At 71.4% G+C, this 25,618-nt stretch carries 20 protein-coding genes; 8 read left to right on the forward strand and 12 right to left on the reverse strand.

The annotated features are described in order from the left end of the window. Positions 1 to 105 precede the first annotated feature (105 nt). Positions 106 to 1,704 (reverse strand): MFS transporter, encoded by a 1,599-nt coding sequence (locus QOZ89_RS25885; protein WP_312625858.1) that lies wholly within the window; start codon positions 1,702 to 1,704, stop codon positions 106 to 108. Between the two features lie 125 nt (positions 1,705 to 1,829). Here QOZ89_RS25885 and QOZ89_RS25890 point away from each other — a divergent pair, with 125 nt between their 5' ends. Then, a complete protein-coding gene (locus tag QOZ89_RS25890; RefSeq protein ID WP_083420072.1) occupies positions 1,830 to 2,564 on the forward strand; it encodes a TetR/AcrR family transcriptional regulator in 735 nt (244 codons plus the stop codon). A 152-nt stretch (positions 2,565 to 2,716) separates the two neighbouring features. Then, the gene (locus QOZ89_RS25895) at positions 2,717 to 3,694 is read left to right on the forward strand and encodes an alpha/beta fold hydrolase (protein WP_312625861.1); all 978 of its coding nucleotides are present in this window, start codon (positions 2,717 to 2,719) and stop codon (positions 3,692 to 3,694) included. A gap of 51 nt (positions 3,695 to 3,745) precedes the next feature. Here the strand turns inward: QOZ89_RS25895 and QOZ89_RS25900 are convergent, their stop codons facing one another. Then, a complete protein-coding gene (locus QOZ89_RS25900; RefSeq protein ID WP_312625863.1) occupies positions 3,746 to 4,843 on the reverse strand; it encodes an NAD(P)/FAD-dependent oxidoreductase in 1,098 nt (365 codons plus the stop codon). A 150-nt stretch (positions 4,844 to 4,993) separates the two neighbouring features. Between QOZ89_RS25900 and QOZ89_RS25905 the strand changes: the two genes are divergently transcribed. Next, positions 4,994 to 5,848 carry a helix-turn-helix domain-containing protein gene (locus QOZ89_RS25905; protein ID WP_071054225.1) on the forward strand — a complete coding sequence of 285 codons (855 nt, stop codon included), beginning with the start codon at positions 4,994 to 4,996 and terminating at the stop codon, positions 5,846 to 5,848. A gap of 97 nt (positions 5,849 to 5,945) precedes the next feature. Here the strand turns inward: QOZ89_RS25905 and QOZ89_RS25910 are convergent, their stop codons facing one another. Beyond that, positions 5,946 to 6,992, reverse strand: coding sequence for an aldo/keto reductase (locus tag QOZ89_RS25910; protein WP_071054227.1), 1,047 nt, complete (start codon positions 6,990 to 6,992; stop codon positions 5,946 to 5,948). Between the two features lie 162 nt (positions 6,993 to 7,154). Between QOZ89_RS25910 and QOZ89_RS25915 the strand changes: the two genes are divergently transcribed. Together QOZ89_RS25915 and QOZ89_RS25920 are read left to right on the forward strand one after the other, a co-directional pair. Further along, positions 7,155 to 8,774: an ABC-F family ATP-binding cassette domain-containing protein gene (locus QOZ89_RS25915; protein ID WP_071054229.1), complete on the forward strand. Its 1,620-nt coding sequence runs from the start codon at positions 7,155 to 7,157 to the stop codon at positions 8,772 to 8,774. A gap of 179 nt (positions 8,775 to 8,953) precedes the next feature. After that, positions 8,954 to 9,583, forward strand: a complete 630-nt coding sequence (locus QOZ89_RS25920) for an EthD domain-containing protein (protein ID WP_312625868.1) — start codon at positions 8,954 to 8,956, stop codon at positions 9,581 to 9,583. A gap of 124 nt (positions 9,584 to 9,707) precedes the next feature. Here QOZ89_RS25920 and QOZ89_RS25925 read toward each other — a convergent pair whose 3' ends face one another. The 3 genes from QOZ89_RS25925 to QOZ89_RS25935 all read right to left on the reverse strand — a co-directional run bounded on the left by QOZ89_RS25925 (position 9,708) and on the right by QOZ89_RS25935 (position 13,565). Next, positions 9,708 to 10,892, reverse strand: coding sequence for an acyl-CoA dehydrogenase family protein (locus QOZ89_RS25925; RefSeq protein WP_071054234.1), 1,185 nt, complete (start codon positions 10,890 to 10,892; stop codon positions 9,708 to 9,710). Beyond that, positions 10,892 to 12,442: a class I adenylate-forming enzyme family protein gene (locus QOZ89_RS25930; protein WP_071054256.1), complete on the reverse strand. Its 1,551-nt coding sequence runs from the start codon at positions 12,440 to 12,442 to the stop codon at positions 10,892 to 10,894. Before QOZ89_RS25930 ends, QOZ89_RS25925 begins: the two co-directional genes overlap by 1 nt. A gap of 79 nt (positions 12,443 to 12,521) precedes the next feature. Then, positions 12,522 to 13,565 (reverse strand): acyl-CoA dehydrogenase family protein, encoded by a 1,044-nt coding sequence (locus QOZ89_RS25935; protein WP_312625872.1) that lies wholly within the window; start codon positions 13,563 to 13,565, stop codon positions 12,522 to 12,524. Positions 13,566 to 13,671: 106 nt separating this feature from the next. Between QOZ89_RS25935 and QOZ89_RS25940 the strand changes: the two genes are divergently transcribed. Beyond that, positions 13,672 to 14,589, forward strand: coding sequence for an enoyl-CoA hydratase/isomerase family protein (locus QOZ89_RS25940; protein WP_312625874.1), 918 nt, complete (start codon positions 13,672 to 13,674; stop codon positions 14,587 to 14,589). Positions 14,590 to 14,718: 129 nt separating this feature from the next. On the opposite strand, the gene QOZ89_RS25945 is transcribed toward QOZ89_RS25940, so the two are convergent. From QOZ89_RS25945 to QOZ89_RS25965, 5 genes are all read right to left on the reverse strand, one after another. Next, on the reverse strand, positions 14,719 to 15,531 hold the full coding sequence (locus tag QOZ89_RS25945) for an enoyl-CoA hydratase (RefSeq protein ID WP_312625876.1): 813 nt from the start codon (positions 15,529 to 15,531) through the stop codon (positions 14,719 to 14,721). A gap of 306 nt (positions 15,532 to 15,837) precedes the next feature. Further along, positions 15,838 to 18,039 carry an acyl-CoA dehydrogenase family protein gene (locus QOZ89_RS25950; protein ID WP_312625878.1) on the reverse strand — a complete coding sequence of 734 codons (2,202 nt, stop codon included), beginning with the start codon at positions 18,037 to 18,039 and terminating at the stop codon, positions 15,838 to 15,840. Continuing rightward, positions 18,029 to 19,702, reverse strand: coding sequence for a class I adenylate-forming enzyme family protein (locus QOZ89_RS25955; protein WP_312625880.1), 1,674 nt, complete (start codon positions 19,700 to 19,702; stop codon positions 18,029 to 18,031). The genes QOZ89_RS25950 and QOZ89_RS25955 overlap by 11 nt, the downstream gene beginning before the upstream one ends. Positions 19,703 to 19,827: 125 nt before the next feature. Then, entirely contained in the window at positions 19,828 to 20,265 is a 438-nt protein-coding gene (locus QOZ89_RS25960) for a VOC family protein (RefSeq protein ID WP_071048433.1), read from the reverse strand. Position 20,266: 1 nt separating this feature from the next. Then, complete coding sequence (locus QOZ89_RS25965) at positions 20,267 to 20,887, reverse strand: DinB family protein (protein ID WP_312625881.1); 621 nt, start codon at positions 20,885 to 20,887, stop codon at positions 20,267 to 20,269. A gap of 61 nt (positions 20,888 to 20,948) precedes the next feature. Between QOZ89_RS25965 and QOZ89_RS25970 the strand changes: the two genes are divergently transcribed. Next, positions 20,949 to 21,908, forward strand: a complete 960-nt coding sequence (locus QOZ89_RS25970; RefSeq protein ID WP_312625883.1) for a helix-turn-helix transcriptional regulator — start codon at positions 20,949 to 20,951, stop codon at positions 21,906 to 21,908. A gap of 17 nt (positions 21,909 to 21,925) precedes the next feature. Here QOZ89_RS25970 and QOZ89_RS25975 read toward each other — a convergent pair whose 3' ends face one another. Continuing rightward, positions 21,926 to 23,920 (reverse strand): anthranilate synthase family protein, encoded by a 1,995-nt coding sequence (locus tag QOZ89_RS25975; RefSeq protein ID WP_071048436.1) that lies wholly within the window; start codon positions 23,918 to 23,920, stop codon positions 21,926 to 21,928. Positions 23,921 to 24,528: 608 nt separating this feature from the next. Between QOZ89_RS25975 and QOZ89_RS25980 the strand changes: the two genes are divergently transcribed. Further along, on the forward strand, positions 24,529 to 25,569 hold the full coding sequence (locus tag QOZ89_RS25980; protein ID WP_071048455.1) for a LacI family DNA-binding transcriptional regulator: 1,041 nt from the start codon (positions 24,529 to 24,531) through the stop codon (positions 25,567 to 25,569). Positions 25,570 to 25,618 lie beyond the last annotated feature (49 nt).

The following is a 25,618-nucleotide window of genomic DNA, read 5'->3' on the forward strand; positions in this document are numbered from 1 at the left end:
CCGACGCACCGTCTGTCCCGGAACCCGCTCATGCGGAACTCTGGCGAGGGCACCCCTGTGTTACAGGGGTGCCTGAGCCAACCAGATCGTTTTTTGCACGACGACCTAGTGCACGACGACGGTGGTGCCGTCGCTGTGGCTTCCTCGTTGAACCAGGAGGGCCAACGCCGCCGCGACGAGTGTCGCGACGCCCGCGACGACCAGTGACGTGTGCAGACCGGCCATGAATGCCTCATGGCTGCCGGCGGTCACGGCGGTCTGCACCGATTCCGGCGCGCCGGTCACCCGGGGCGCGACTCCCTGGCTGATGAGCTCGTTCGAGCCGGTCAGGCCGTTCGCGACGTCGGCGGGAGCGCCGGCGCCGGTCAGCTTGTCGATCAGGACCGATCCCACGCTGCTGCTGAGGATCGAGCCCAGCACGGCGGTGCCGATGACCCCGCCCAGCTGCAGTGCCGTGGTCTGCAGGCCACCGGCGACCCCGGCGTCGTCCACCGGCGCGTTGCCGATGATCGCCTCCGCGCTCGCCGTGATGACCAGCCCCATCCCGATGCCGAGCATGAGCAGTGACGGCCACAGCGCGCCGAAGCCGGAGTCGGTCTCGAGCCTGGTCAGGAGGAGCAACGCCACCCCGGACAGGACGAGCCCGACCACCATCGGCGGGCGGGGCCCGAAGCGTTCGGTGACCTGGCCGGAGATCGGCCCCATGACCATCATGGCCAGGGTCAGCGGCAGGATGTGTACGCCGGTCCCGATGGGCGAGACACCCTGGACGTTCTGCAGGAACAGCGTGACGAAGAACAGCACGCCGAACAGCGCGAAGAAGTTGATGACGAGAACCGCGCTGCCCACCGAGATCGACCGGTTGGTGAACAGCCGCATCGGCAGTAGCGGAGCGGACACCCGGGTTTCGATCACCACGAACAGCGCCAGGACGGCCAGGCCACCGAAGACGAAGGCAAGGGTCTTCGCGTCCGTCCACCCCCAGCTGGACGCCTTAATCAGACCGAAGATGACGCCGAACAGGCCGCCGGACAGGCTGAGGATGCCGGGAAGGTCGTGGCGCTGCGCCGCGCTCTCGCTCTGGGACTCGCGCAGCACCGCCAGGCCCACGCCGAGCGCGAGCGCCCCCATCGGCACGTTGATGTAGAAGACCGACTCCCAGCTCACGTGCTCCACCAGCAGGCCCCCGATGATCGGTCCGCCGGCGATCGAGACGGCCGATGCGCCGCTCCAGATCCCGATCGCCCGGTTGAGGGCCTTGGGCGGGAAAGCGCCGGCCAGGATGGCGAGGGTGTTCGGCATCAGCAGGGCGCCGAACGCGCCCTGGACCGCCCGGAACGCGATGATCCCGACGATGTTGCCGACCAGGCCGATCGCCAGTGATGAGAGGCCGAACCCCACCACGCCGATGAGGAACACCCGCTTGCGGCCGTATCGGTCGCCGAGCTTCCCTCCGAAGATCAGCAGCGCCGCCAGGGCCAGCAGGTAGGAGTTGGTGATCCACTGCAGGTCGGCCAACGAGGCGTTGAGGTCCTCGGCGATCCGCGGGTTCGCGATCGACACGACCGTCCCGTCCAGGCCGACCATGATGACGCCGAGGGCGACGCTCACCAGGGCCCACCAGGGATTACCTCGCCGGCCAGTCGCGCCTGTCGCCGAGGCGGAGCGAGTCCGCTGATCGTCGGCGACGACGTGCTGTGACATGGCGGCCATCCCTTCGTCGAGCACGCGGCCGTCGTGAGGCGCGCCACAAATGGAGGAGATCTCTCCAGATAACCCTAGCAGGGTAAACGGAGGGTCACCTCCAGATAGAAAGGTAGGCTCGTCACATGGACGGTCCGCGACTCGGCGGGAACGAGGCGATGGCGGCCGGGCCTACCAGGCGGACAGGTCCCGTGTTGCGGGTCGACGCCGAGCGCAACCGCGAGCGCATACTGCGGGCCGCGCGGGAGGTGTTCTCCGAGCGCGGCATCGACGTCGGCCTGGAGGAGATCGCCCGCCGGGCCGGTGTCGGCATCGCCACGCTCTACCGCCGTTTCCCGACCCGGGCCGACCTGCTCGAGGCAAGCGTCGAGGAGAACATCCGCGACTACCGGACCACCGTCGGCCGGGCTCTGGAGAACCCGAGCCCCTGGGAGGGCTTCCGAGAGCTCATCGAGTACCTCTGCGGCGCGCAGGCGGCGGACGCGGGCCTGCGCGACCTGATCACCCTGCGGTTCCCGTCGTCCAGCGCGGTCGAGGGGCTCAAGGCGGAGGCCAAGGCGGAGCTGGAGGAACTCGTCGCCCGGGCCCAGCGGAACGGCTCCTTACGGCCCGATTTCGTCCCCGCCGACATCGGCATCCTGCTGCTCGCCAACGCCGGGCTGGCAGCCGCGACCCACGAGGCCGCGCCCGACGCGTGGCGCCGCTTCACCGCCTACCTCCTCGACGCCTTCCGGGCCGAGGGAACGGCTCGGACCGACCCGGTACCGCCCGCGCCGACCGCGGACCAGATCGAACGTTCCGTGCAGAGCATGGTCACGACGGTCCACCGAGGCCGCCCCCCGACCCTTCAGGATCTGTAGGCCCCGCCTCCGCATCTGTTGGCGGCGACGCTGTCGCGCGGGCCAGAACCTCGGACTGCCACGCTGGCCACATCCGTGCGCACCGGCCGACCGGGCGGGTCGACAATCGGCTGGTTCTGGCTACCGCACGAGATGGACGGGTCGGAGGCGCGATGAGCCCGGTCGAGACCGGCGTGACCGGTGGGACGGCCGTGCCAGCGCAGGCAGGGCCGTCCGCGCAGGCAGGGCCGTTCGCAGAGGAAGAGCCGTCTGTGGAGGCAGGGCCGCCGGCGTCCGCGGCCGCGCTGCCGGACGAGGTGCTGGTGGACGGCGTGCCGGTCCGCTACGCCGTATCCGGGTCGGGGAACCGCGACCTGCTGCTAGTGCATGGCTACCAGGCGCACCACAAGTGGTGGTACCGGGTGCTGCCGGCGCTAGAGGAGCACTGGCGGGTGATCAGGCTCGACCTCAGCGGCCACGGCGACAGCGGGCGCCGCGACCGCTACGGCGTGGACATGTGGATCTCCGAGCTGATCGCGGTGCTCGACGCGGTCGGGTCCCGGCACGCGTTGCTGGTCGGCCACAGCATGGGCGGCCGGATCGCGGCGGTCGCCGGGGCCAGCCACCCGGACCGGTTCGGGGGGCTGGTCCTGCTCGACTCGCTGCTCCGCCCGGCCGGCGCGCCACCGCCGCGGATGGCGTCGCTCCCGCCCGGGCGCGAGCTCGTCTACGCCTCGCGGGAGATCGCCGCCGCGCGGTTCCGGCTGCGGCCACCGCAGCCGGAACCGTCGGCCGAGGTGGTCCGCCCGGTCGCCGAGTACGCCGTGCGCCCGAGCGCGAGCGCCCAGGGCTGGACCTGGAAGTTCGACCAGCGCGGGCTTCCGCCGATCGACAACGATCGAGTGGTGGAGAGCCTGACGCGGCTGCGGATACCGCTGTGGTTCGTACGTGCGGGACGCAGCCTCGTCGTCACCGACGAGGTCGCCGCCTACGCGCGCACCGCGCTACCCGCCGGATCGACCTTCGTGACGCTGCCCGGCGCCCACCATCACCTCATCCTCGACGCCGCGGACGAGTTCGTCCGGCTACTGGCGGACCTGCACGGGGACCTGGCCGCCACCGTCCGCCCGCACGGCGGCCGACAGCCGTAGCGCGGGTCAGGCGCCACGGCGGTAGGGCCGTCGGTGGTCAGCGAAGGTCGTTCAGGCGGCGGTGGGACCGAACTGTTCGGTGAAGCGGCCGGTGAACAGGTCGGCGCCCTTGTACTGGGAAACCGTCGTAGCCGAGACGACGGTCGGGCCCTCGGGTGTGGGCATCTGCCCGACGCCGCCGCGCGGTCCGAGCGGCAACAGGATCATCGGATGTGGCAGCGGCTGGTAGGTGGTCGTGGGCCGCTCGCCCCGCAGCTGCGCGGTGATGTTCTTCGCCACAACCTCCGCATGCCGCAGGGCGCACGCGGCCAACTTGTCCTCGGCGACATCGGTCAGGTCGCCGATCGCGTAGACATGGCCATGCCCCGCGACATTCAGGGTGTCGGTCACGGCGACCTCGCTCCGCGCGGTGAGCGTGGTGAGCCGGCCGTCGGCAAGGTAGTCGCTGTTGACACGCACGCCAAAGGCCTGGAACCAGATGTCAGCGGTGATCTCGGCGCCGCCGGTCGTGGCGACGGTGAACGCCCCCGCCCGGCCAGCCTCGGTCGGCGGCAGCGCCGTCAGGCTGGCTCCCAGGTGGAGCCGGATGTCCAGGTCGTCGAGTTGGCGGTGAAGGTCGTCGCGCAGATCCGGCTCGAAGCCCGGCAACAGGGTCGCGGCCAGGTCCACGACGGTCACGGACTTGCTCGGCCAGGCATCCTTGATCTCGCCGGCAAGCTCCAGACCGACCGGACCCGCGCCGACGATCAGCACCCGCTCCGCGTCGGCCAGTTCCTTGTGGGTATCGCGCAGGTCCGCCAGCGCGTCCTCGGTGGCGTCGGCCTTCGGCTTGGCCGGGTAGGCGTAGCTGGAGCCGGTGGCGAGTACCAGGTAGTCCGCGGGAACTCGCCGCCCCGAGGAGAGGGTGACACCGTCGGGGTCCACCGAGACCGCTCGCTCGCGAATCACCGTGCCGCGGGTGAGCAGCGTGGCAAAAGGAAAGAACATTCTGGCGGCCCAGGCCGGCTGAGCCAGCGCCCGCAGTGACCCCGCCACGTTGGCGAAGGCGTCCCGCGGATCGATGAGGACGACATCGGCCTCAGCCTCGAGTGCCTTGGCGACCGCCGCACCTCCATAACCCCCGCCGACGACCACGACCGTACTGCTCATGATTCCAGCTCCCGCGGACACAGAGTCGGGCTCGACGTCGCCGAACCTCTTTCTCGACTCTTGCCAGCGGGCGAACACTCAGGAAGGCCGCGCTGAGGGTGGTAGTGACGGGGACACCTACACGGGCGGGGACACTGTTACGGTCGGACGGTGAGCCACAACGAGCTCGGGCTTTTCCTGCGCACGCACCGCGAGAACATCAGCCCGGCCGAGGTCGGCCTGCTCACCGGACCGCGTCGCCGTGCCCCTGGACTGCGCCGCTCGGAGGTGGCGACCCTCGCCGGCGTCAGCGTCGAGTACGTGATCAGGCTCGAGCAGGGGCGCGACCGCCGACCATCCCCGCAGGTGCTCTCCGCCCTCGCCGACACGCTCCGGCTGACCCCGAGCGAACGCATCCACCTGCACCGACTGACGAAAGCCGCCGACCCGGGATTCAACTGCCGGGGCCTCGGCAACCTCTCTCGCATCGTCCGCCCGACCGTGCGGGCCCTGCTCGACCGCCTCGAGCCCACCCCCGCGATACTGCTCGACCCGCTCACCGACATCCTCGCGCACACCGCCGGCTACGAAAGGCTCGCCAGACCCACGGGACTGTTGGACGCCGCGCAGCCCAACCTGGCCCGGTACGTCTTCACCGACAGCCGCGCCCGCGCCACCTACCCCGACTGGGCCCACGTAGCCGACGAACAGGTCGCGGCGCTCAAGCAAGGCCCATTCCGCGCACGCCCCGACATGGCGGCGTTCGCGGATGAGCTGACGGTCATCGCCGGCGACGCCTTCACACACCGAGTCGACACGATTCCCAGCCTGGCGAAGACCAGCGGCGTCCTGCGCCTCACCCACCCCGATGCCGGCGCGCTTCGACTCGCCTACGAAACCCTCGAGCTCCCCGCCGACGACGACCAACGTCTGATCGTCTACCTGCCCGGCGACGCGGCAACCGCCACAGCGCTCGACCAGCTCAACCGCGATCGAGCGCAACCACTACGCCTCGTCCTTCGGTGACGCAGGCCTCACACCCAGCGAGGCAACACGCGCCACCGCCGTAGAGCACCTTGATCCTTCGGCGCCAACAGGCCGGTCTGGCCGAACCGGACGTACTTCAGGTCTGTGCGACCGGCCGGCGGCGTAGCTCGGGCCGCAGAGATGGGTCTCCAGTCATGTGGGAGACGCCCGCGATGTCGGTGCCCGGGCGCACTACCTCGTCGATGGCGTCGAGGGTGTCGTCGTCGAGCACGACGTCAACGGCGGCGAGCACGTCGTCGAGCTGCTCGATGGTCCTGGGGCCGATGATCGTCGAGCTGATGGCCGGATGGCGGTCGACGAACGCGAGCGCCAGGTGGGTGAGCGAGAGGCCGGCCGTCGCCGCGATCTTGGACAGCTCCTCGACCGCGTCGAACCTGGCCTCGGAGTCCGGGTCGCCGGAGATCGTGCGGCCCCGGGCGAACACGCTGCCGGCGGCGTACCGCGAGCTGGCCGGCTCGTCCTGGCCGCGCCGGTATTTGCCGGTGAGCCAGCCGCCGGACAGCGGGCTCCACGGGATCACCCCGATGCCGTGCCGCAGGCAGGTCGGCAGCACGGCCTTCTCCACCGACCGCGCGAAGATCGAGTACTGCGGCTGCTCGCTGACGAAACGTTCGCTGTTGCGACGCTGGGCGGCCCACTGCGCCTCGACGATCCAGTCCGCCGGGAAGGTCGACGAGCCGATGTATCGCACCTTGCCCTGACGGACCAGGTCGGTGAGCGCGCCGAGAGTCTCCTCAAGATCGGTGTCCCAGTCGTGCCGATGGACCTGGTACAGGTCGATGTAGTCGGTGCCGAGGCGGCGCAGGCTGTCTTCAGCGGCCTTGATGATCCATCGCCGGGACCCGCCGCGCTGGTTGCGATCGGCGCCCATCGGGTTGAAGCACTTGGTCGCGATGACCACGTCGTCGCGCCGCGCCCTCACCGCCTGGCCGACGATCTGCTCGCTCTCGCCGCGGGAGTAGATGTCGGCGGTGTCGATGAAGTTGATCCCGGCGTCGAGCGCCCGGCCGATCATGCGTTCGCACTCGTCGTGGTCGGGGTTGCCTATGACCCCGAACATCATCGCGCCCAGGCACTGGCTGCTGACCTCGACGCCGGTTCGACCGAACTTGCGGTACTTCATGCACACTCCCCAGGTCAGTCGGCACACTATCGCGGCGGGCCCCGGCGCCCGCCCTCCCGGATATGGCCTGAATGGCCAGACGCCTGGCATGGCGGGCGGTCAGCTAGCCTGTGGGCACGCTCGTCGGGCTGGGGCAGGTCCCCGTGGGTTTGGATTGGACCGATGAGCCACGTAGAAGTCGCGCATGTCGAGTACCACCTGCCGGATGGGCAGGTGCTGCTCGACGACGCCTCGTTCCGGGTGGCGGACGGCACCATCGCCGCGCTTGTCGGGGCCAACGGCGCCGGCAAGACGACATTGCTGCGGATCATCACCGGCGAGCTGACGCCGCACGCCGGCACGGTGACCGTCAGCGGCGGCCTGGGTGTCATGCCGCAGTTCGTCGGCTCCGTGCGCGACGACCGGACCGTGCGTGACCTGCTGGTCTCGGTCGCGGTGCCGCTCATCCAGCAGGCCGCGCGCGCCGTCGACGAGGCCGAGATGGCGCTCGTCGAACGCGACGACGAGGCGGCGCAGATGAGCTACGCGCAGGCCCTTTCCGACTGGGCGGACGCGCGCGGCTACGAGGCCGAGACCGTCTGGGACATGTGCACGATGTCCGCGCTCGGCGTGCCCTACGAGAAGGCGCAGTGGCGCGCCGTGCGGACGCTTTCCGGCGGTGAGCAGAAGCGGCTCGTCCTGGAGGCTCTGCTGCGCGGCCCCGACGGGGTCCTGCTGCTCGACGAGCCGGACAACTACCTGGACGTGCCGGGCAAGCAGTGGCTCGAGGAGCAGCTGCGCGCCACCCGCAAGACCGTGCTGTTCGTCTCCCACGACCGCGAGCTGCTCGTGCGGGCGGCGCAACGGATCGTCAGTGTCGAACCGGGGCCGTCGGGAAGTGTCGTTTGGGTGCACGGCGGCGGCTTCGCCACCTACCACCAGGCGCGCGCCGAACGGTTCGAGCGGTTCGAGGAGCTGCGTCGGCGCTGGGACGAGAAGCATGCACAGCTGAAGAAACTCGTGCTGGACATGCGGCAGTACGCGTCGCGGAGCGACGAGATGGCCTCGCGCTACCACGCGGCCCAGACGCGGCTGCGCAAGTTCGAGGAGAACGGCCCGCCGCTGGAGCCACCGCGCGAGCAGAAGATCACCATGCGGCTGCGGGGCGGGCGTACGGGCATGCGGGCCCTCACCTGTGCGGGGCTGGAACTGACCGGTCTCATGCAGCCGTTCGACCTGGAGGTCTTCTACGGCGAACGGGTCGCCGTGCTCGGCTCGAACGGCTCGGGCAAGTCCCATTTCCTGCGGCTGCTGGCGGGCGGTGACGTCGCCCACGGCGGCGAGTGGAAGCTCGGAGCCCGCGTCGTGCCAGGGCATTTCGCGCAGACGCACACCAGGCCGGATCTGGTGGGGCGCACGCTGGTCGACATCCTGTGGGCCGACCACGCGAAGAGCCGGGGACCGGCTATGAACACGCTGCGTCGCTACGAGCTCGATGGCCACGGCGACAAGCCGTTCGACCGGCTGTCGGGCGGCCAGCAGGCCCGTTTCCAGATCCTTCTGCTCGAGATCGGCGGCGCGACGGCACTGCTGTTGGACGAGCCGACCGACAACCTCGACCTGGCCTCCGCCGAGGCCCTGCAGAAAGGTCTGGAGTCGTACGAGGGAACGACCCTGGCGGTCACCCACGACCGCTGGTTCGCCCGGTCGTTCGACCGTTTCCTGGTGTTCGGAACGGACGGGAAGGTCCGCGAGACCACCGAGCCGGTCTGGGACGAGCGACGGGTGCGGCGCAGCCGATAGCTCCAACGCGGAGCAATCCGCTGCCCCTGTCGCCTCCCCGACCCGAAGAGCCCTCGGCTGGTAGTGATGGAGGTGCTGTTCGGGGAGTGAGATCTGCGAGGAGAGGCATGATCAAGCGGATACTGCTGGTCACCCGCGCGTGTGCGCGGGACGGGTTCGCCGCCGAGTGGCGCGCCTGCGTGGGCGCCGCGCTGACCGCGCCGCCGGACGCCCGACCACTTGGCTTAGCCGCGTGCACCGTGCTGGATGCTGTCACGCCCGATCCGCCTCATGACGGCATCGGTCTGGAGTGGTTCGCGGACGACACTCACCTGAAGCGGTTCGAAGCATGGTGGGCCTCGTCAGACGCAAAAGCCGCGAACGATCTCCTTGGCCGCGCGGTCGAGCCGGGAAGCGTCAGCATCGTGGTGGCACACGAGCACGTGATGCGTGGCGAGGAGTGGCTCCGCCAGCGGCGCCGAGAAGGTGGTACGAGCCTGAAGCACATGGCGCTTGCGCGGCGGGCGGCGGACCTGACACCGGCGGAGTTCTTCGACCGCTGGAAGAACCGTGCCGGCAAGGTCGGGACCGTGCCGATTCCCGCCGACGCACGCGGGCAGGCATACATACAGAACCACCCGCTGCTGACCGCCGACGCCGACTGGCCGTACGACGCCGTGAACGAGGTCTACTTCGACGACCTTGACGACATGCGCAAGCGGATATCCTGGTTCGCCGAGAACCTTGACCAGAACGAAGACGACCTGGTCCGGAAGTCCTGGTTCGTCGCGGTCCGCGAGGAGACTCTGTGGCCTGTCCCGCCATCATGACCCGGACCTCTTTCCGATCGTGCCCACGCGAACGCCGCGGCGGCCTGGGCGAAAATCACCCAGTCGGAGGTACTGCCCCAACGTAAGGGCGTTTACGTAGGGAATCCAGCCCGGGGAATCTGGTTCAGGCGCTTCTGGGCATGCCGAGGATGCGTTCGGCGACGAGGTTGCGCTGGATCTGGGAGGTGCCGGCGGCGATGGTGTACTGCAGCGACCAGAGGTAGTCGCGCGCGGCTTCCCGGGCGCGTCCGGCGGCGCCGCCGAGCACCGGGCGGCCCAGGATTCGCAGCGTCAGCTCGGTGATCTCCTGGGCGAGCTCGGAGAACCGCAGCTTCACCGCCGAGCCGGTCGGGGCGGGCAGGCCGGTCCGTTCGGCCTCGGCGATGCCCATCTGGGTTAGCCGCCACAGCGCGTCGACGCTCGCCGAAAGCCGCCCGACCTGCGTGCGCAGCGCCGAGTCGTCCCACAGCGTCTGCCCGCCGGGGCCGGTCGGGGTCGTCATCGCGACCTCGACAAGCGCCCGGACCTGCGAGCGCAGCGTGATGATGTGCTGCGCGAACGCCGTGCCGCGCTCGAAGCGCAGCGTCACGTTCGTGACCCGCCAGCCGTCGTTCTCCTCGCCGACCCGGTTGCTGACGGGGGCATGGGCGCCGTCGAGGAACACCTCGCAGAAATGGCTCTCCCCGTCGATCGTGCGCATCGGGCGGACCTCGACGCCCGGCTGGTGCATGTCCAGGATCAGCCAGCTGATCCCCCGATGCTTGCGCGCGTCCGGGTCCGTGCGCACCAGCAGCTCGCAGTAGTCCGCGACGTGCGCCCGGGTGCTCCAGATCTTCTGGCCATGGATGACGTACTCGTCGCCGTCGCGGACCGCGCGGGTCCGCAGCGACGCCAGGTCCGAACCCGCGTCCGGCTCCGAGAAGCCCTGGCACCACACATCCTCACCGCGCAGGATCCGCGGCAGGTGAAAGGCCCGCTGCTCGTCGGTCCCCTCCGCGATCAGCGTCGGCCCGGCGTGCATCATGCCGACGAAGTTGACACTGATGTAGGGCGCGTTCGCCGCCGCGTACTCCTCCAGGTAGACCAGCTGCTGGCTGACCGCCACACCCCGGCCGCCGAACGCCGTCGGCCAGTGCAGCCCGGCGTAGCCCGCGTCGTACAGCTTGCGCTGCCAGGCCGTGTCATAGGCACGCCGGGCCGGCCAGTCACCAGGCGGCGGGGGCGCGCCGTGGGCCGGCACCTCCCGGGCCAGCCACGCCCGCAGCTCGACCCGGAAGCGCTCGTCCTGCTCGCTGTAGGTCAGGTCCATCAGTGCTCCTGGTCGATGACGGGTACGGCGAGCAGCTCCCTGACGGCGCCAAGGTCGACCTTGCCCGACGGGGTACGCGGCAGCGCGTCCACGACGCGGATCTCGGCCGGCAGCTCGTAGGCGGCGAGCACGCGGGCCGCGTCAGCCCGCAGCACCTCGACCACCTCCCGCGCGTCGGCGCCCGCCGTCGCGCCGGCAGCGCCGCCGGTGGCCGTTCGCAGTTCGACGGCCGCGACGGGAACGGCGCCCAGCCGCGGGTCGGGCCGGGCGACGACAGCGGCACCCCGCACCCGCGGATCACGCTCCAGCACGACCCGGACGTCATCCGGGCGGATCTTGAAACCGCCGCGGATGATCGCCTGGTCAGCCCGGCCCAGGATCCACAGGAAGCCGTCGGCGTCGAGCCGGGCGAGGTCGGTGGTCCGCACCCAGCCCGCGCCGTCGCCGAACTGGTGCGCGCGGACCTCGAGCAGTCCCTCCGCGCCCGCCGGCAGCGGCTCGAAGGTCTCCGCGTCGACGACGCGCAGCTCGCAGCCGGCGTGCGCCCGCCCGACGCTGCCCCGCTTCGCCGCCCCGTACTTCCGGTGGTCGGCCAGGTTCCAGCCCGCCACGCCGCCGCCGAACTCGGTCGCCGCGTACGAGACCAGCACCGGCACGCCGTACTTCGCCTCGAAGGCGTCCGCGTCGTCCGGAGACAGCGGGGCGGTACCCGAAATCACCGAACGGACGCTGGCGAAGACCGCCGGGTCGAGATCGGCCTCCAGCACCATCCGCAGCGCCGCCGGGACGAGGCTGATCGTGCGCGGCCGGTGCCTGCGCACCGCGTCCGCCCATGGGTCGAGCGCGAACCGTTCCAGCAGGCACAGCGCGCGGCCGTCGTAGAGACACTGCAGGACCCGGAACAGGCCGCCCATGTGCACCAGCGGCGCGTTCACGATCGCGACACCCGACCGCAACCGAGGGGTGTCGTCCTGGTTGGACTCGTAGTGCTTGGCGCCGACGAGTCCGCGGGTGAGCATCTCGTAACCCAGCGGGATCCGCTTCGGCGGCCCGGTCGTACCGCTGGTCAGCATCTCCACAGCGACCTCTGGCCGCGGCACGCCCAGGTCGTCGGGGAGTCCGCCCGTCGCGCTGACCGGCTCGCCAAGGTCGGTCGTCGTGAGCACCAGCCCGGTCACGGCACCGTCGGCACGGCCGGCGAAGGTGGCGATGTCGTCCGGTGTGCCGGCGAGGATCGGCAGGCCGAGGCCGGCGAGGTCGGCACGGACACGGTCTACGCCGCGGCTCGGGTTGATGGTGACGACGCAGGCCCCGGCACGCAGCAGGCCGACAAGAAGGCCGACGTGCGCCGGCCGGTTGCGCAGCAGGACCCCGACCCGGGTGCCCGGCCTGGGAACGTGGGCGGCGACCGCCTCGGCGGTCACCGCGAGCTGGCCCCAGGTGCGCCACTCACCGTGGAACTCCAGGAACGGCGCGCCCGGGTCGAGGACAAGGGTGTCGGCGATCCGGTTGGACAGCGTGGCCCGGTCAGTCCTCTCGCTGGGGGTCACCGCGACCTCGCCTGGCACTCGGGCCCAGGGCCGGCCTTGACCTCGGCCACGCCGATCGGGTCTCGCGGACGTGTGGAGATCATGCACTCGCCGCCTTCGTTGTCCTGCCGGCCCTGTTCGCGGCCTCCGTGGTCTCCGTGGCCTCCGCCGCGAGCGCGCCAGCCAGCGCGAGCGCGTGGTCGCCCGCGGAGCCGAAGCCCTGCTCCAGCACCCACGCCCGCTTGAGGAAGTAGTGCGGAAGCATCTCCCAGGTGAAGCCCATGCCACCGAGCACCTGGACCGCGGTCCGGCCGTTGCCGATGCCCGCCTCGCCCGCCAGGAGCTTCGCGGCACTCGCGGCGCGCACAGCGTCCCCGGCGCGCGGATCGTCGATCATCACGGCGGCGGCGTAGGTCGCGCTGCGGGCAAGCGCGACCCGCACGTACATGTCGGCGAGCAGGTGCTTCACGGCCTGGAACGAGCCGATGGGCACGCCGAACTGCCTGCGCCCGGCCGCGTAGCCCGCCGCCGTGTCCAGCGCCCCCTGCGCGACACCGGTCAGCAGCGCGGCGGACAGCGTCGTACCGAGGAGCCGCAGCCGCGCAGCCTCCTCGGCACCGCCGATCGCCGTGCCGGCGGGCAGCGTCTCGAACACCGCCGTGGGCGTCAACGGGTCGAACGGCTCCCCGGCGACGGAGACCGGCAGGTCAGCCGTCTCGACCCGCTCGACGCGGTCCGGGTACAGCGCGATCAGCACATCGCTCTCCCCCGCGTGCTCGACGGCGAAGGGACCGATGGGCAGGCCGGGCTCGACGCGCACCCCCGCCACCCTGATGTCCCCGTCGCCGGCGCCGGCGACGAGCGGGGCGGCGATCGTCGACCAGAGCAGCGGCCCCGCGCACAGGTGCCGGCCGAGCTCCTCGAAGGCGATGGCGACCTCGGCCGCGCCGCCGGGCGCCGCGCCGTCGATCTCGTCGGGGACCAGCATGCCGAGCACGCCGATACCCGCGAGCTCCGACCAGGCCGCGGCGTCCGCCGGCTTACCCTCGCGCGACGCGGCTGCCCCCACGTCCGAATGTCCCTTGCAGAACGACACGACGGTGTCGCGCAGGGCAAGCTGCTCGTCACTGAGACGGAAGTCCATACGTGACGCCTCCCTCTGCCTCGCTAGGGTCGACCGCACGCGGCTCGCTGGAAATATCTAGACATTAACCCTAGGATGGCCAGGACCCAGGCGCAACGGGAGAAGGATGACCGCGTTGACTGACAGACGCGTACTGCTCGAACGCGACCCCGACACCGGGATCGCCCGCATCACGCTGAACAACCCCGACCGGCGCAACTCCTACGACGCCACCATGCGCGACCAGCTCGCCACCCACCTCGACACCGCGGCCACCGACGACAACATCAAAGTCGTCCTCCTACGCGGCACCGACGGCTACTTCTCCGCCGGCGCCGACATGCGCAACGCCTACGACTGGTACGGCGAAACCCCCACCAACACCAACAGCACCACCCCCAACACCACCACGACCGGCACGCCACCCAGCAAGCCCCGCCGACCCAGCCAACGCCGCCGCCTCACCGTCGACCGCCAGACCTTCGGCTTCTACCACCAGTTCCTCGGCTACCCCAAAGCCACCATCGCCCAGGTCGAAGGCCTCGCCCTCGGCGGCGGCCTCGAAATCGCACTCATGGCCGACATCGCCGTCGTCGGACGCAACACCCAACTCGGCATGCCCGCCACCCGCTTCCTCGGCCCCGCACTCGGCTCCCTCCACCTCTTCCTCCACCGACTCGGACCCGTCCTCGCCCGCCGCATGCTCCTCACCGGCGACTCCATCCCCGCCACCACCCTCGAACACCTCGGAATCTTCACCGAGACCGTCGACGACACCGACGTCGCCAAACGCGCCGACTGGTGGGCCCACAAGATCTCCCGCATGCCCGCCGACGGCATCGCCATCGCCAAAGAAGCCTTCCGCCTCATCGAACAACTCCAGGCCTACCAAGGCGAAGAAGTCCTCAGCTACCTCCTCCACGCCTACGGCACCAACCTCACCTTCGAAGACGGCGAATACAACTTCATCAAAGAACGCGCCCGCCACGGCATCAAACGCGCCTTCCAACTACGCGACCAACACTTCAACATCCCCGACCTGTAGCGGAACGACCCGTCTTGGCGGCGCCCGGGTTTCGTCCGGGCACAACGTCAGGGGGAACACGCACCACGATGCGTATTCCCCCTCGGCGCGGCCCTTGGCACGTGCCTCCCGCCCCGTAGACGGCAAAGCCTATTTGTTGATCGCGGTCTTCATGCCGTCGAGGAGCGTGAGGATGGGCAGGCCGGACTCGGACAGCGCGTGGCCGTGGCCGGTCTGGTGGATGTCGAACACCGACTGGATCGCCGCGTAGAAGCCCTGGACGTCGAGGGTCTGGTTGACCGCGCGCTTGGCCTGGCGCAGCGCGAACGGGTGCATCTGGGCGATCTGGGCGGCCAGCTCACGGACGGCCGGGCGCAGCTCGTCGAGCGGCACGACCCGGTTGACCATGCCGACCTTCTCGGCCTCGTCCGCCGTCATGTGCCGGCCGGTGAACAGGATCTCCTTGGCCTTGCGGGGACCCATCTCCCAGGTGTGGCCGTGGTACTCGACGCCGCCGATGCCCATCATGACCACCGGGTCGGAGAACTTCGCGTTGTCGGCCGCGACGATCAGGTCGCACGGCCACGCCAGCAGCAGACCGCCCGAGATGCACACACCCTGCACGGCGGCGATCGACGGCTTGGGGGTGTTGCGCCACCGCAGCGTGTACTCCAGGAACCGCCTCGCCTCGATCTCGTAGATGCCCTCGAGGGTCCACTTGGGAGTCGCGCCATTGCCGGAGCCCTGCGGGCCGACACCCTTGATGTCGTGGCCGGCGGAGAAGTGCTTTCCATTGGCCTGCAGGACGATGACCCGGACCTCAGGGTCGTCCGCCGCGCGCCGCCACGCCTCGTCCAGGTCGTCGAGCAGCGGGAGGGTCTGGGCGTTGGCCGCCTCCGGCCGGTTGAGCGTGATCGTCGCGATCCGCTCGCTGACCTCGTACTCGATGAAGCTTGTGATCACGAAGATCTCCTCGAACCCTGGGGTACCGTGCCGGCGTCTCCGGTCCGGGGCGGCCGGTGCGGCGACCGCCCTGTGGGCGGTCGGGCCGGACGACCCATCACATCCAGAAATATCTATATGTTAACGGTCGGGTCGGCCCTGAGGCCACCCGAGGCCGGACCGGTCCGTACCGCCCGCGCGGCCGCAAGCGCCCCTCAGCCGACTCTCACCGCCAGCTACCCGTCGGTCAAGGTCTGTTGCATTCGGCAGCAGATTCGAGAGTCAATGCGTCTCAATATGACTCAGTGACCCGAGTGACGCGGCCCGCTACTTTCGGGGCAGGCCGCAGCGCTGCTGGGCGATGATGTTGCGCTGGATCTCGCTGGTCCCGGCGTAGATCGTGGTGCCGAGGGAGAACCGCAGGGCGTGCTCGATCCGGCCGCCGACGACCGCGGTCGGGTCGAGCCGGCTGCGCAGGGCGTCCGGGCCCACCAGCTCGGTCAGGTCCTCGGCGGCGTGCACCATTGACTCGGTGCTGAAGAGCTTCGACATCGGGCCCTCCGCCACCGGCACCTGGCCGTTCGCGACCATCCAGGTGGTGCGCAGCTCCAGGAGCTGGGCGACCTCGAGCGCGGTCGCCCAGCGGCCGAGCCGCTCCCGCACGTCGGGCTCGTCGATCCGGCCGCGCTCGTGCGCCCACTTCTCCACCGCGTCGACCAGGCGGGCCAGGTGCGGGCTGAACGGCGCCGAGTGCTCATCCTGGAGCGCGATCATCAGCGCCCGCCAGCCGCCGTCGACGTCGCCGATCCGCCACCGGTCCTCGACCACCACGTCGCTGAGGAACAAGATGTTCGTCCGCTCGCCGGACAGCGTGTAGACGGCCTGCGCCTCGATACCCGGCTGGTCGAGCCGGACCAGGAACATCGTGAGGCCGGCGTGCTTCGGGCCGTCCGGACGTGTCCGGGTGAGCAGGAAGATGTAGTCGGTGATGTGCCCGTTGGTCGTGAACATCTTCTGGCCGTTCACGACCCAGCGCTCGCCATCCCAGCGCGCCCTGGTGCGGACCCCGGCTACGTCCGAGCCGACCTCCGGCTCCGTCATGCCCAGCGCGATCGTCACCTCGCCCCGCAGGAACCCCGGCAGGATCTCCGCCCTGAGCGCTTCCGAGCCGACCGCGCGGATCACGTTCGCCACCATCTCCGTGGTGCCGATGGCGTAGACCGGTGCCTCGGCCTTCGTCAGCTCGTCGACGACGACGTGCGCCTCGTACGGGTCGAGCGCGCGACGGCCGTCGCCGCGGTCCCAGCCGGGAGCCAACCAGCCGCGCTCGGCCAGCCGCCGTACGAACGTGTCATCGTGCGACACGCCGCTGCGATAGACCCGTTCCTCAAGCTCGGGCGTGAGCTCCTCGGCGAGGAACGCGCGCACCTCGGCCCGCAGCGCCGCCACAGACTCGTCCACACCGAGATCCACGATGCGCCCGGGCCCCTGCCCGCGGCCGTACCGGACACGGGCCGCCCGCCGATAGGCGTCACGCGGCTCGCCCCACACCCGCGCCCAACCACGTGCCCGCCGGTAGTACAGCTGCGCGTCGAACTCGAGCGTGAAGCCGTTGCCACCGTGGAAGTGGACGCCGTCGTAGGTCACCTGCCTGGCGGTCTCCGCCGCGAACGCGAAGGCCATCGCGGCCAGCTCACGGCCACGCGGGCCACCCCGCGCCAGCTCCCCCGCCGCCCTGGCCACCAGCAGCCGCGCGCCGTCCAACGCCGTGGCGCCGTTCGCCAACGGATGCGCCACCGCCTGGTAGGCACCGATCGGCAGGTCCCAGGCCCGGCGCTCCTTGGCATATCCGACGGTGAGCCGATGCGCCGCGGTTCCCAGGCCGACGAGCGCGCCTGCGGTCAGCACCAGCCAGTCGTCGAGTGCCGCCTCGAACGCGCCGACCGCCGCCGCGCCGCGGGCGAGCTCGATCGCGCCCGGGCCGAGCGTGACGTCGGCGAGCGGCGCGGCGGCGAGGTTCGCGACCGCGGTACGCGTCCCGTCGCGCAGCGGTACCAGCAGCAGACGATCGCCGTCGAGCACGACCGCCTCCTCGGCGACGGCCGCTCCCGGGACGAGCGACGCGACGCCGTCCACCGCCGGCCGCACGGCGATCGTCACCAGCCGCTCGCCGCCCACCGCCGTCGCCAGCGCGGCCCGCCCCGCCGCGGTGTCGAGAGCGGCGAGCAACCGGGCCGCGACCTGCGTCTCCACGACGGGCGCCGCGGCGGCGGCCGCGCCCATCCGCTCGGCGACGAGCGCGAGGTCGAGGAGATCGGCGCCCCAGCCGCCATGGGTCTCGGGGACAGCCATCTCGACCACCCCGACATCCCGCAGCGCCTTCCACAGTTCGGGATCGAAGCCCGCCGTCGCCTCGGCGGCGCGAACGCGTTCCGGGGTCGCGTGCGCCGCCAGCAGATCGGCGAACGACGCGACCAGCGCTTCCTGCTCTTCGGTCGGCGCGAGATTCATCGGCGGTTCACCGGGCACGGAGCAGCTCCCTGAGCGCGGGCATGTCGATCTTGCCGCTGGACATCGTCGGCACCTCATTGTCCGTGAGCAGCACGATCCGGCGCGGGACCTTGTACGCGGACAGCCGGTCGGCGAGCTGGCGGCGCAGCCGGTCCGGGTCGACAGTCCGCCCGGTGGGCACCCGTACGGCCGCGGCGACGATCTGGCCTCGGGCCGCGTCCGCGAGGCCGACCACGTGCGCGGTCAGCCCGGCGACGTCCCGGATGGTCTCCTCGACCTCGGCCGGCGAGACGTTGGCGCCGCCCGTCTTGATCACGTCGCCGCCGCGGCCCTTGAAGTAGTAGAACCCCTCGTCGTCGACGACGAACAGGTCACCGGAGTGGTACCAGCCGTCGGCGTCGAACACCTCGTGCCGCTCGCGCCCGTGGTAGCCCTCCATCAGGAACGGCCCGCGCAGCCACAGCTCCCCCACCTCCCCCGGCCCGAGGACCCGGCCGTCGTCCGGGTCGACGATCCGCGCCTGGAGGCCAGGTGCCGGGCGGCCGAACGAACCGCGCCGGTGCTCGGGCTGGTCACCCTCGTCCTCGCTGACCAGGCAGACCGAGCCGGTCTCGGTCATGCCGAGCATCTGGTGGCGCAGCTGTGGGTCGGCCGGCCTGACGTCGTCCGGCATGATCGAGTACAGGTTCCCGCGCCGGATCGACGACAGGTCCCGGCCGGCGAAGCTCGGATCGGCCGGAAGCTGCGCCACCGACTGGGCGTAGCCGTTGACCATCGTCGGGCGTTCGTGTTCGAGCAGGTCGAGCACGCCGGCCGCCGCCTGCGCGTTCGAGCAGACGAGCCGGCCGCCGGCCACCAGCGTCCCGAGCAGCGCGTAGGCGAAGCCACCGACCCAGAAGAACGGCGAGTTGGAGAACAGGACCTCGTCCGGGGTGTAGCGGCGGATCTCGTTCAGGTTGGCCTGATGCCGGATGAGCGCGCCGTGCGTGTGGATCACGCCCTTCGGCGCGCTGGTCGATCCCGACGTGTGCACGATGACCATGCGGTCGCTCGGGTACACGGTCTCCTCCGCCGCGCGAGCGACGTCGCCGGCGACCGCCTCGCCGCGGTCGACCAACGCCCGCACCGTCCAGGCAGGGCCCATTCCACCGGATCGGTGCCCCGCCGAGCTCGCCCCATCCGCGTCATCGCTGAAGACGTCATCGCTGAAGAACATGTGGCGCAGGACCGGCATCGACGGTGCGAACAGCGGCCCGGCGGCGCCGAGGTCAAGCTCCGGCACCGCCTCGGCGAGCGCCGCGACATAGTCGTGGCCGCGGTAGGACCGGGCACTCAACAACACCCCGACGTCGGCGCCCCGCAGCAGGGCGCGCAGCTCGGCGCTTGTCGAGAAGGTGCTGAGCGGAACGGTCACCGCCCCGATCCGCGCCGCCGCCAGCCACGAGACGACGAACTCGGACCCGTTCGGGTACAGCAGCCCGACGTGCGTTCCCCTGCCCGCACCCACCGCCAGCAGACCACGGGCAAGCGCCAGCGAACGCCTGTCCGCGTCGTCATAGGTGAGCACGTCGTGGTCGCAGGCCAACAACACCCGCGAACCGTGCCGATCGGCCTGTGCCCGCAGCAGTGCCGGGACCGTCAGTGGCAGCTCGTCACCGGCATCGATCGTCGTGGCGATCATGAGCAGAAAATATCTTAACCTTTCGACGGCGTCTAGGGGCGGCGGCTCCCCTGGATGCCCGCAGGTCCAGGGAAGATGGCGATACGAGATCTAGATCTTTCGTTGGCGCCGCGGCGCCCGGACGCTCAGTCGAGGCAGAACTCGTTGCCCTCGGGGTCGGCCATCACGATGTGCCCGGCGCCGAGCGGCGGAGCGGGTTCGTGGCGTTGGTGCCGGGTCGCGCCGTGGGAGACGAGCCGCGCGGATTCCGCCTCCAGAGCCGCCATCCGCGCGTCGCCCGCGAGCCCGGGGGCGGCCCGCACATCAAGATGGACCCGATTCTTGACCTGCTTGCGTTCCGGCACCCGCTGGAAGAACAGCCGCGGCCCGGCGCCCTCGGGGTCGACCAGCGCCGAGGCGTCGTTACGGCGCTCGGGCGGCACACCCATCGCCGCCAGTGCCTGATCCCACGAGTCGAAACCCGCGGGCGGGTCCTGCACGCGATAGCCGAGAGCCTCGGCCCAGAACGCGGCCAGCGCGGCCGGGTCGGCGCAGTCAAAGGTGATCTGGACGTTGCGGGCCATCTCAGCTCGCCTCCCGTCGAATCCGCTGATGGGTCTGCTGCCGGGTCGTGTGCTGGGTGTGCTGGTGGGTGTGCAGGCAAAGGTCCCGAAGCAGGCACACCTCAGCCAGATGATGGATCAGCTCGCGGTTGATGTGCAGCACCAGCGCCGCCAACGGAAACTCGGCGTACGGCCCCTCCGCCGCACCGCACGGCCGGGCGAGGCCGGTGTCCCCGAGGGACTCGACCCCGGCCAGCCACGTGGCGTACTCCGCGTCGAGCTGGGCCAGCGCCCCGGTCGCGGTCGCGGCGTACTCGAACGACCGGTAGTCAGTGGGTGCACGACCGAAATGGGCGGCGTTCCGCATCGCGAGCACACCGACGATCACGTGCCCCAGCCGCCAGGCGATCGTCGCGAACGGCGGAGGTTCCGGTGGCGGCGCCGCGAAGTCGATGGTCATCGCGCCGGCCCCGGCCGCCACCGGCGCGGTGCCGGTGCCGCGCGGGCGCACGTTCCAGCAGCCGGGCACCGGCTCCCAGAAGTACTCGTCGTCGGTGAGCCCGTCGAGACGATCGCACAGCTGGTGGGTCCAGTGCCAGGCGAGCTGGTCGCGCAGCAGGGAGTTCCAGGTCTGGTCGGTCATGGCCTCACCCTCCCCTCGATAGCGGACAGGATCGTTCCGCGATCGCGGGGACAATGCGTGCATGACCGTCGAGGCGACGACCGAGCGGGTGCTGCGACTGCTGGTGCTCCTGCAACATCGTGCGTCCTGGACCGCCGCCGCGCTCGCCACCGAGCTCGGCGTCACCGACCGTTCGGTGCGCCGCGACATCGAGCGGCTGCGCACGCTCGGCTATCCCGTGCACGCGACGGCGGGCGTCGGCGGCGGCTACCAGCTCGGGGCGGGCACCCGGCTGCCGCCGCTGCTCCTCGACGACGAGGAGGCGATCGCGACGGCGGTGTCGCTGCGGCTGGCGGCGGGAGGCACGGTCGCCGGAGCGGGCGAGGCGGCGCTGCGGGCGCTCGCGAAGCTCGACCAGGTGATGCCGCCCCGGCTGCGCGCCGAGGTGCGCGCGGTGCACGGTGCCACCGAGACCCTCGTCGGCCCCGGCGTCGAGATCGCGGCGGAGCTGCTGGTGACGCTCGCGCGGTCCTGCCGCGACGCGGTGCGGGTCCGGTTCCAGTACGCCGGCCGTGACCGCGCGAAGCGCGAGCGCACCGTCGAGCCGGTGCGGATGGTCGCCACCGGCCGCCGCTGGTACCTGATGGCCTGGGACGTCGAGCGCGACGACTGGCGCACCTTCCGGCTGGACCGGATGAGCGAGGTCGTGGCGACGACCTGGCACTTTCGGCCGAGGGAGCATCCGGACCCGGTCGCCTACGTGCAGCGGTCGGTGACGCAGGCCCCGTACCGCCATCTCGCCAGGGTGCGGGTGCACGCCAGGCCCGACCAGGTGCGCGAGCTGGTGCCACCCCAGGTGGGACGCGTCGAGGACGATCGCGATGGGTGGTGCGTGCTCGTCCTCGGCGGGGAGGACCTGGACTGGCTGGCCGTGCACGTGGCCCGCCTTGGCTTCGACGCGGAGGTGCTGGAGCCTCCGGAGCTGCGCGACGCCGCCGCCCGGCTCGCCCGCCGCGCCGCGGCACTGGCCGGCGCCAGCTGATGTGCGTGGGCTCCACTTCACGTGGCTTGGCCCGATGCGGCTGTCCCTGCTCGGGTCCGGTGTGCCGGCGCGGGCAGTAGCTCTGTCAGCAGATCACGCAGGATCTCGAGGCCGTCCTCGCTGAGCACCGACTCGGGATGGAACTGCAGCCCGGCAAATGTCCGCCCGCGCAGCGCGTGCACCTCTCCGCCGCCCTCGCGACCGTCTCGGGCGAGCCGGACCACGCCGTATGGCGTGGCGATCTCGTCGGTGTCGGACAGGGCGGTGAACGTCGAGTAGAAGCCGACCCGACGTGTCTGGCCGAACAGGTCGATCTCTCGGGCCAGCCCCTGGCAGGGCGTGTCGCGCCGGTGCAGGCGCAGCCCGAGCAGGCCGGCCAGGAGCTGGTGCCCGAGGCAGACGGCGAGCATCGGCCGCCGCCGGTCCAGCAGGTCGGCGACGATTCGTCGCATGGCCGCCATCTTCGGGTCGTGCCACAGGGTCGGGTCGCCCGGTCCTGGGCCGGGCACGACCAGGTCGAAGCCGACGGTGTCGCCGGCCTGGCGCCATGGCAGCACCGTGACCGCGAGGCCCAGGCCGCGCAGCTGGTGGGCGAGCATCCCGGTGAAGGTGTCCTCGCCGTCGACGACGAGCGCCGACCGCTCGGCCAGCGCGGGCACCGTGGCCGTCGCCGGTGACCGTTCCTCCAGCCAGAAGCGGGCCAGGTGGGTGTTGCGCGCGGCGAGCGCGGCGGCGACCCGCGGGTCGGCCGCCAGCCGGGCGTCGGCGGCGCCGGCACCGGCGGCGCCGCCGGTGCGCGGCGTGCCCGTGGCTGGCCGCGGCCCTGGCGCCGGGCCCGGTCGTAGTCCCAGCGCGGTGAGTACCCCGGCCGCCTTGGTATACGTCTCGGCCACCTCGCCGGCGGCGGTGGAATGGCGCACGAGCGTCGCCCCGACCGGGACGCGCAGCTCGCCGGACGGGGAGATCTCCGCCGCGCGGATCAGGATCGGCGCGTCGAGTGTCTGCCGCCCCGCCTCGTCGTGGCCGAGCAGGGCGATCACCCCGGCGTAGTAGCGCCGGGGGCGCCCCTCGTGCCGGGCGATGACCCGGAACGCGTTCTCCAGCGGGCTGCCGGTGACGGTCGGGGCGAACATCGTCTCGCGCAGCACCTCGCGGACGTCGAGGCGGGTGCGGCCGGCCAACAGGTACTCGGTGTGGGTGAGGTGCGACATCTCCTTCAGGTACGGGCCGATGACCTGGCCTCCGTGCTCCGCGACCCGGGCCATCATCTTCAGTTCCTCGTCGAGCACCATGTACAGCTCGTCGATCTCCTTGCGGTCGGCGAGGAAACGCAGCAGCGCCTCGCGGTCCGCATCGAAGCCCGCGCCAGCGTCCGGCCGTCTGTGGGTTCCACTGATCGGGTTCATCATCACCAGTCCGTCGTCGACGCTGACGTGACGTTCCGGGGTGGCGCCGACCAGGATCCGCGTTCCCGTGTGGACGAGGAACGTCCAGTACGCGCCGCGTTCTCCGGTGAGCAGCCGGCGCAGCGCGGCGAGCCCGGCCGCCAGCGGCGACCCGACGACCGACGCGGTGTACGTGCGGTGGATGACGAAGTTCGCGCCCTCGCCACGGCCGATCTCGTCGCGCAGCACGGCGCCGACCGTCTCGGCGTACTCCTCGTCGCTGACGTCGAAACGCCCGGCGGTGGCGGTGGCGGGCTCATCGGACAGGCTGGCCAGCGCGGCGGGCAGCGGCACCCGCTCGTGCCCGGAGACCCGGAGGCACTCCAGCGGCGCCGCGTCGTCGACGCAGGTGAAGCCGCGCTCGACGATCTGCCGGTACGGCACGACGGCGAGGGTGCGCGGCCCGGCCGGTCCGGACGGCAGCGGGATGTCGGCGAGCCGGCCGACGGCATCCGTCTCGCCGCGCAGCACGTCGAGGTGGTCGGCGTTCTCACGGCGCAGCAGTGCGAACGGGCCCGGGTCGCTTCCCGCGGCGATGGCGGTGAGCAGGTGCTGGAACAGGTCCATGGTCGGTTCCTCGCGGGGCAGGGCTGCCGGCGCCCGGCAGCACTGCCCCGAGGAATCGATGGCGGCCGCCGGAGTGGGCGGCCGCGGTTGGGGTTACGCGCGGAAGAAGTGGGCCGCCACTGTGGCGGGCCGCCAGGAACTCATTCGCGCGATCACGTGCCAGACCTTACCCGGCCTCCAGGCAACGGCCAGGCACGGGGCACGGAGCTACCGAGTCCCGGGCGCGGCCTCCTCACCTGCCTGGCGGTCGGACCTCGGCGACGTGACCCAGGCGATGGAGCAGAGCATCACGGCGTTCGAGCGCGGGCGCGGGTAGCGCCGGTGGAGTCCGATCCGGTGTCGGCGACACTACCGAGGCGAGCTCGCCGGGCTGCCTGGCCGCAGGTCATCGAAGCCACCGGCGGGACCGCTTCCACCGAACGCCTCCCACCTTCGGGGGTAGAGTGAGCGTTAACATGTCGGGGCAGAGTCAGCCATCCAGACCCGAAGAGCCGGCCCGAGAGCTGGCCCGAGAGCCGGATCGAGCGGCCCAGCACGCGGGACGGGCTCTGCCAGCGGTGACCGAGGGCGAGGCCGGCGCGCGGGTCCTCACGCGGCGCGCGCCCGGCATGGCGGACGTGGCTCAATTGGCTGGCGTGTCGCATCAGACGGTGTCGCGGGTGCTGAACGACCACCCGAACGTCAGGGAGCAGACGCGCCTGCGAGTGCGCGCGGCGATGGAGCAGCTGGGGTACCGGCCGAACCGCGCGGCCAGGGCACTCGTCACCGGAAGGTCCCAGACCGTCGGGATCGTCGCGCAGAACACGGCGCTCTACGGGCCTACCTCGGTCCTGACCGCGGTCGAGCGGGTGGTGAGCAGGGCCGGGTTCGCCGTGGGCGTGGCCAGTGTCCCGGTGCTCGACCGGATCTCCATCGCCGACGCGGTCGCCCGGCTGCTGGACCAGCACGTGGCCGGGATCGTGGTGATCGCGCCGGTGGTGTCGGCCAACGAGGCGCTCGACGACGTTCCGGACGACCTGCCGATGGCGGTGATCGACGGCGACCCGGGCCGCCCGGCGCGGCTGGTGACGGTCGACCAGCAGCTGGGCGCGCGCCTGGCGACGCGGTGCCTGCTGGCCGCGGGGCATGAGACCGTCTGGCATGTGTCCGGTCCGCCGGACTGGTTCGACAGCGCCGAGCGCGTGCTGGGCTGGCGCCAGGCGCTGGTCGACGCCGGCGCCGAGGTTCCGCCCGTCCTCGCGGCGGACTGGTCGCTGGGCGCCGGTTTCGAGGCGGGGCAGTTGCTGGCGCGGATGCCGGAGGCGCGCGCGGTCTTCGCCGCCAACGACCACCTCGCGCTGGGCATCATGAAGGCGCTGCGCCAGGCCGGGCTGTCCGTCCCGGAGGACGTGAGCGTCGTCGGGTTCGACGACATCCCGGAGGCGGGTTACGTCAGCCCGCCGTTGACGACCGTTCGCCCCGACTTCGAGGCCGTGGCCGAACAGGCCGTACGCCTGTTGCTGGCGCAGCTGGACGATCCCTCCCCCGGCGGGCTCCCGCGCGTCGCGCCGATCCCGCCCCGGCTGGTCGAGCGGGAGAGCGTCGCCCCGCCGGGGCGCGCCGCGCCGCGCCGCCGCACGGGAGTCGCCCGCCGTTCCGCCGGCCGGTAGGGCCGGCCGGCCCCGGGCGTCGATCTCGCGCCTTGACGGCCGATTTGTT

Source organism: Pseudofrankia coriaricola (genome assembly GCF_032027725.1).
Lineage (GTDB): Bacteria > Actinomycetota > Actinomycetes > Frankiales > Frankiaceae > Pseudofrankia.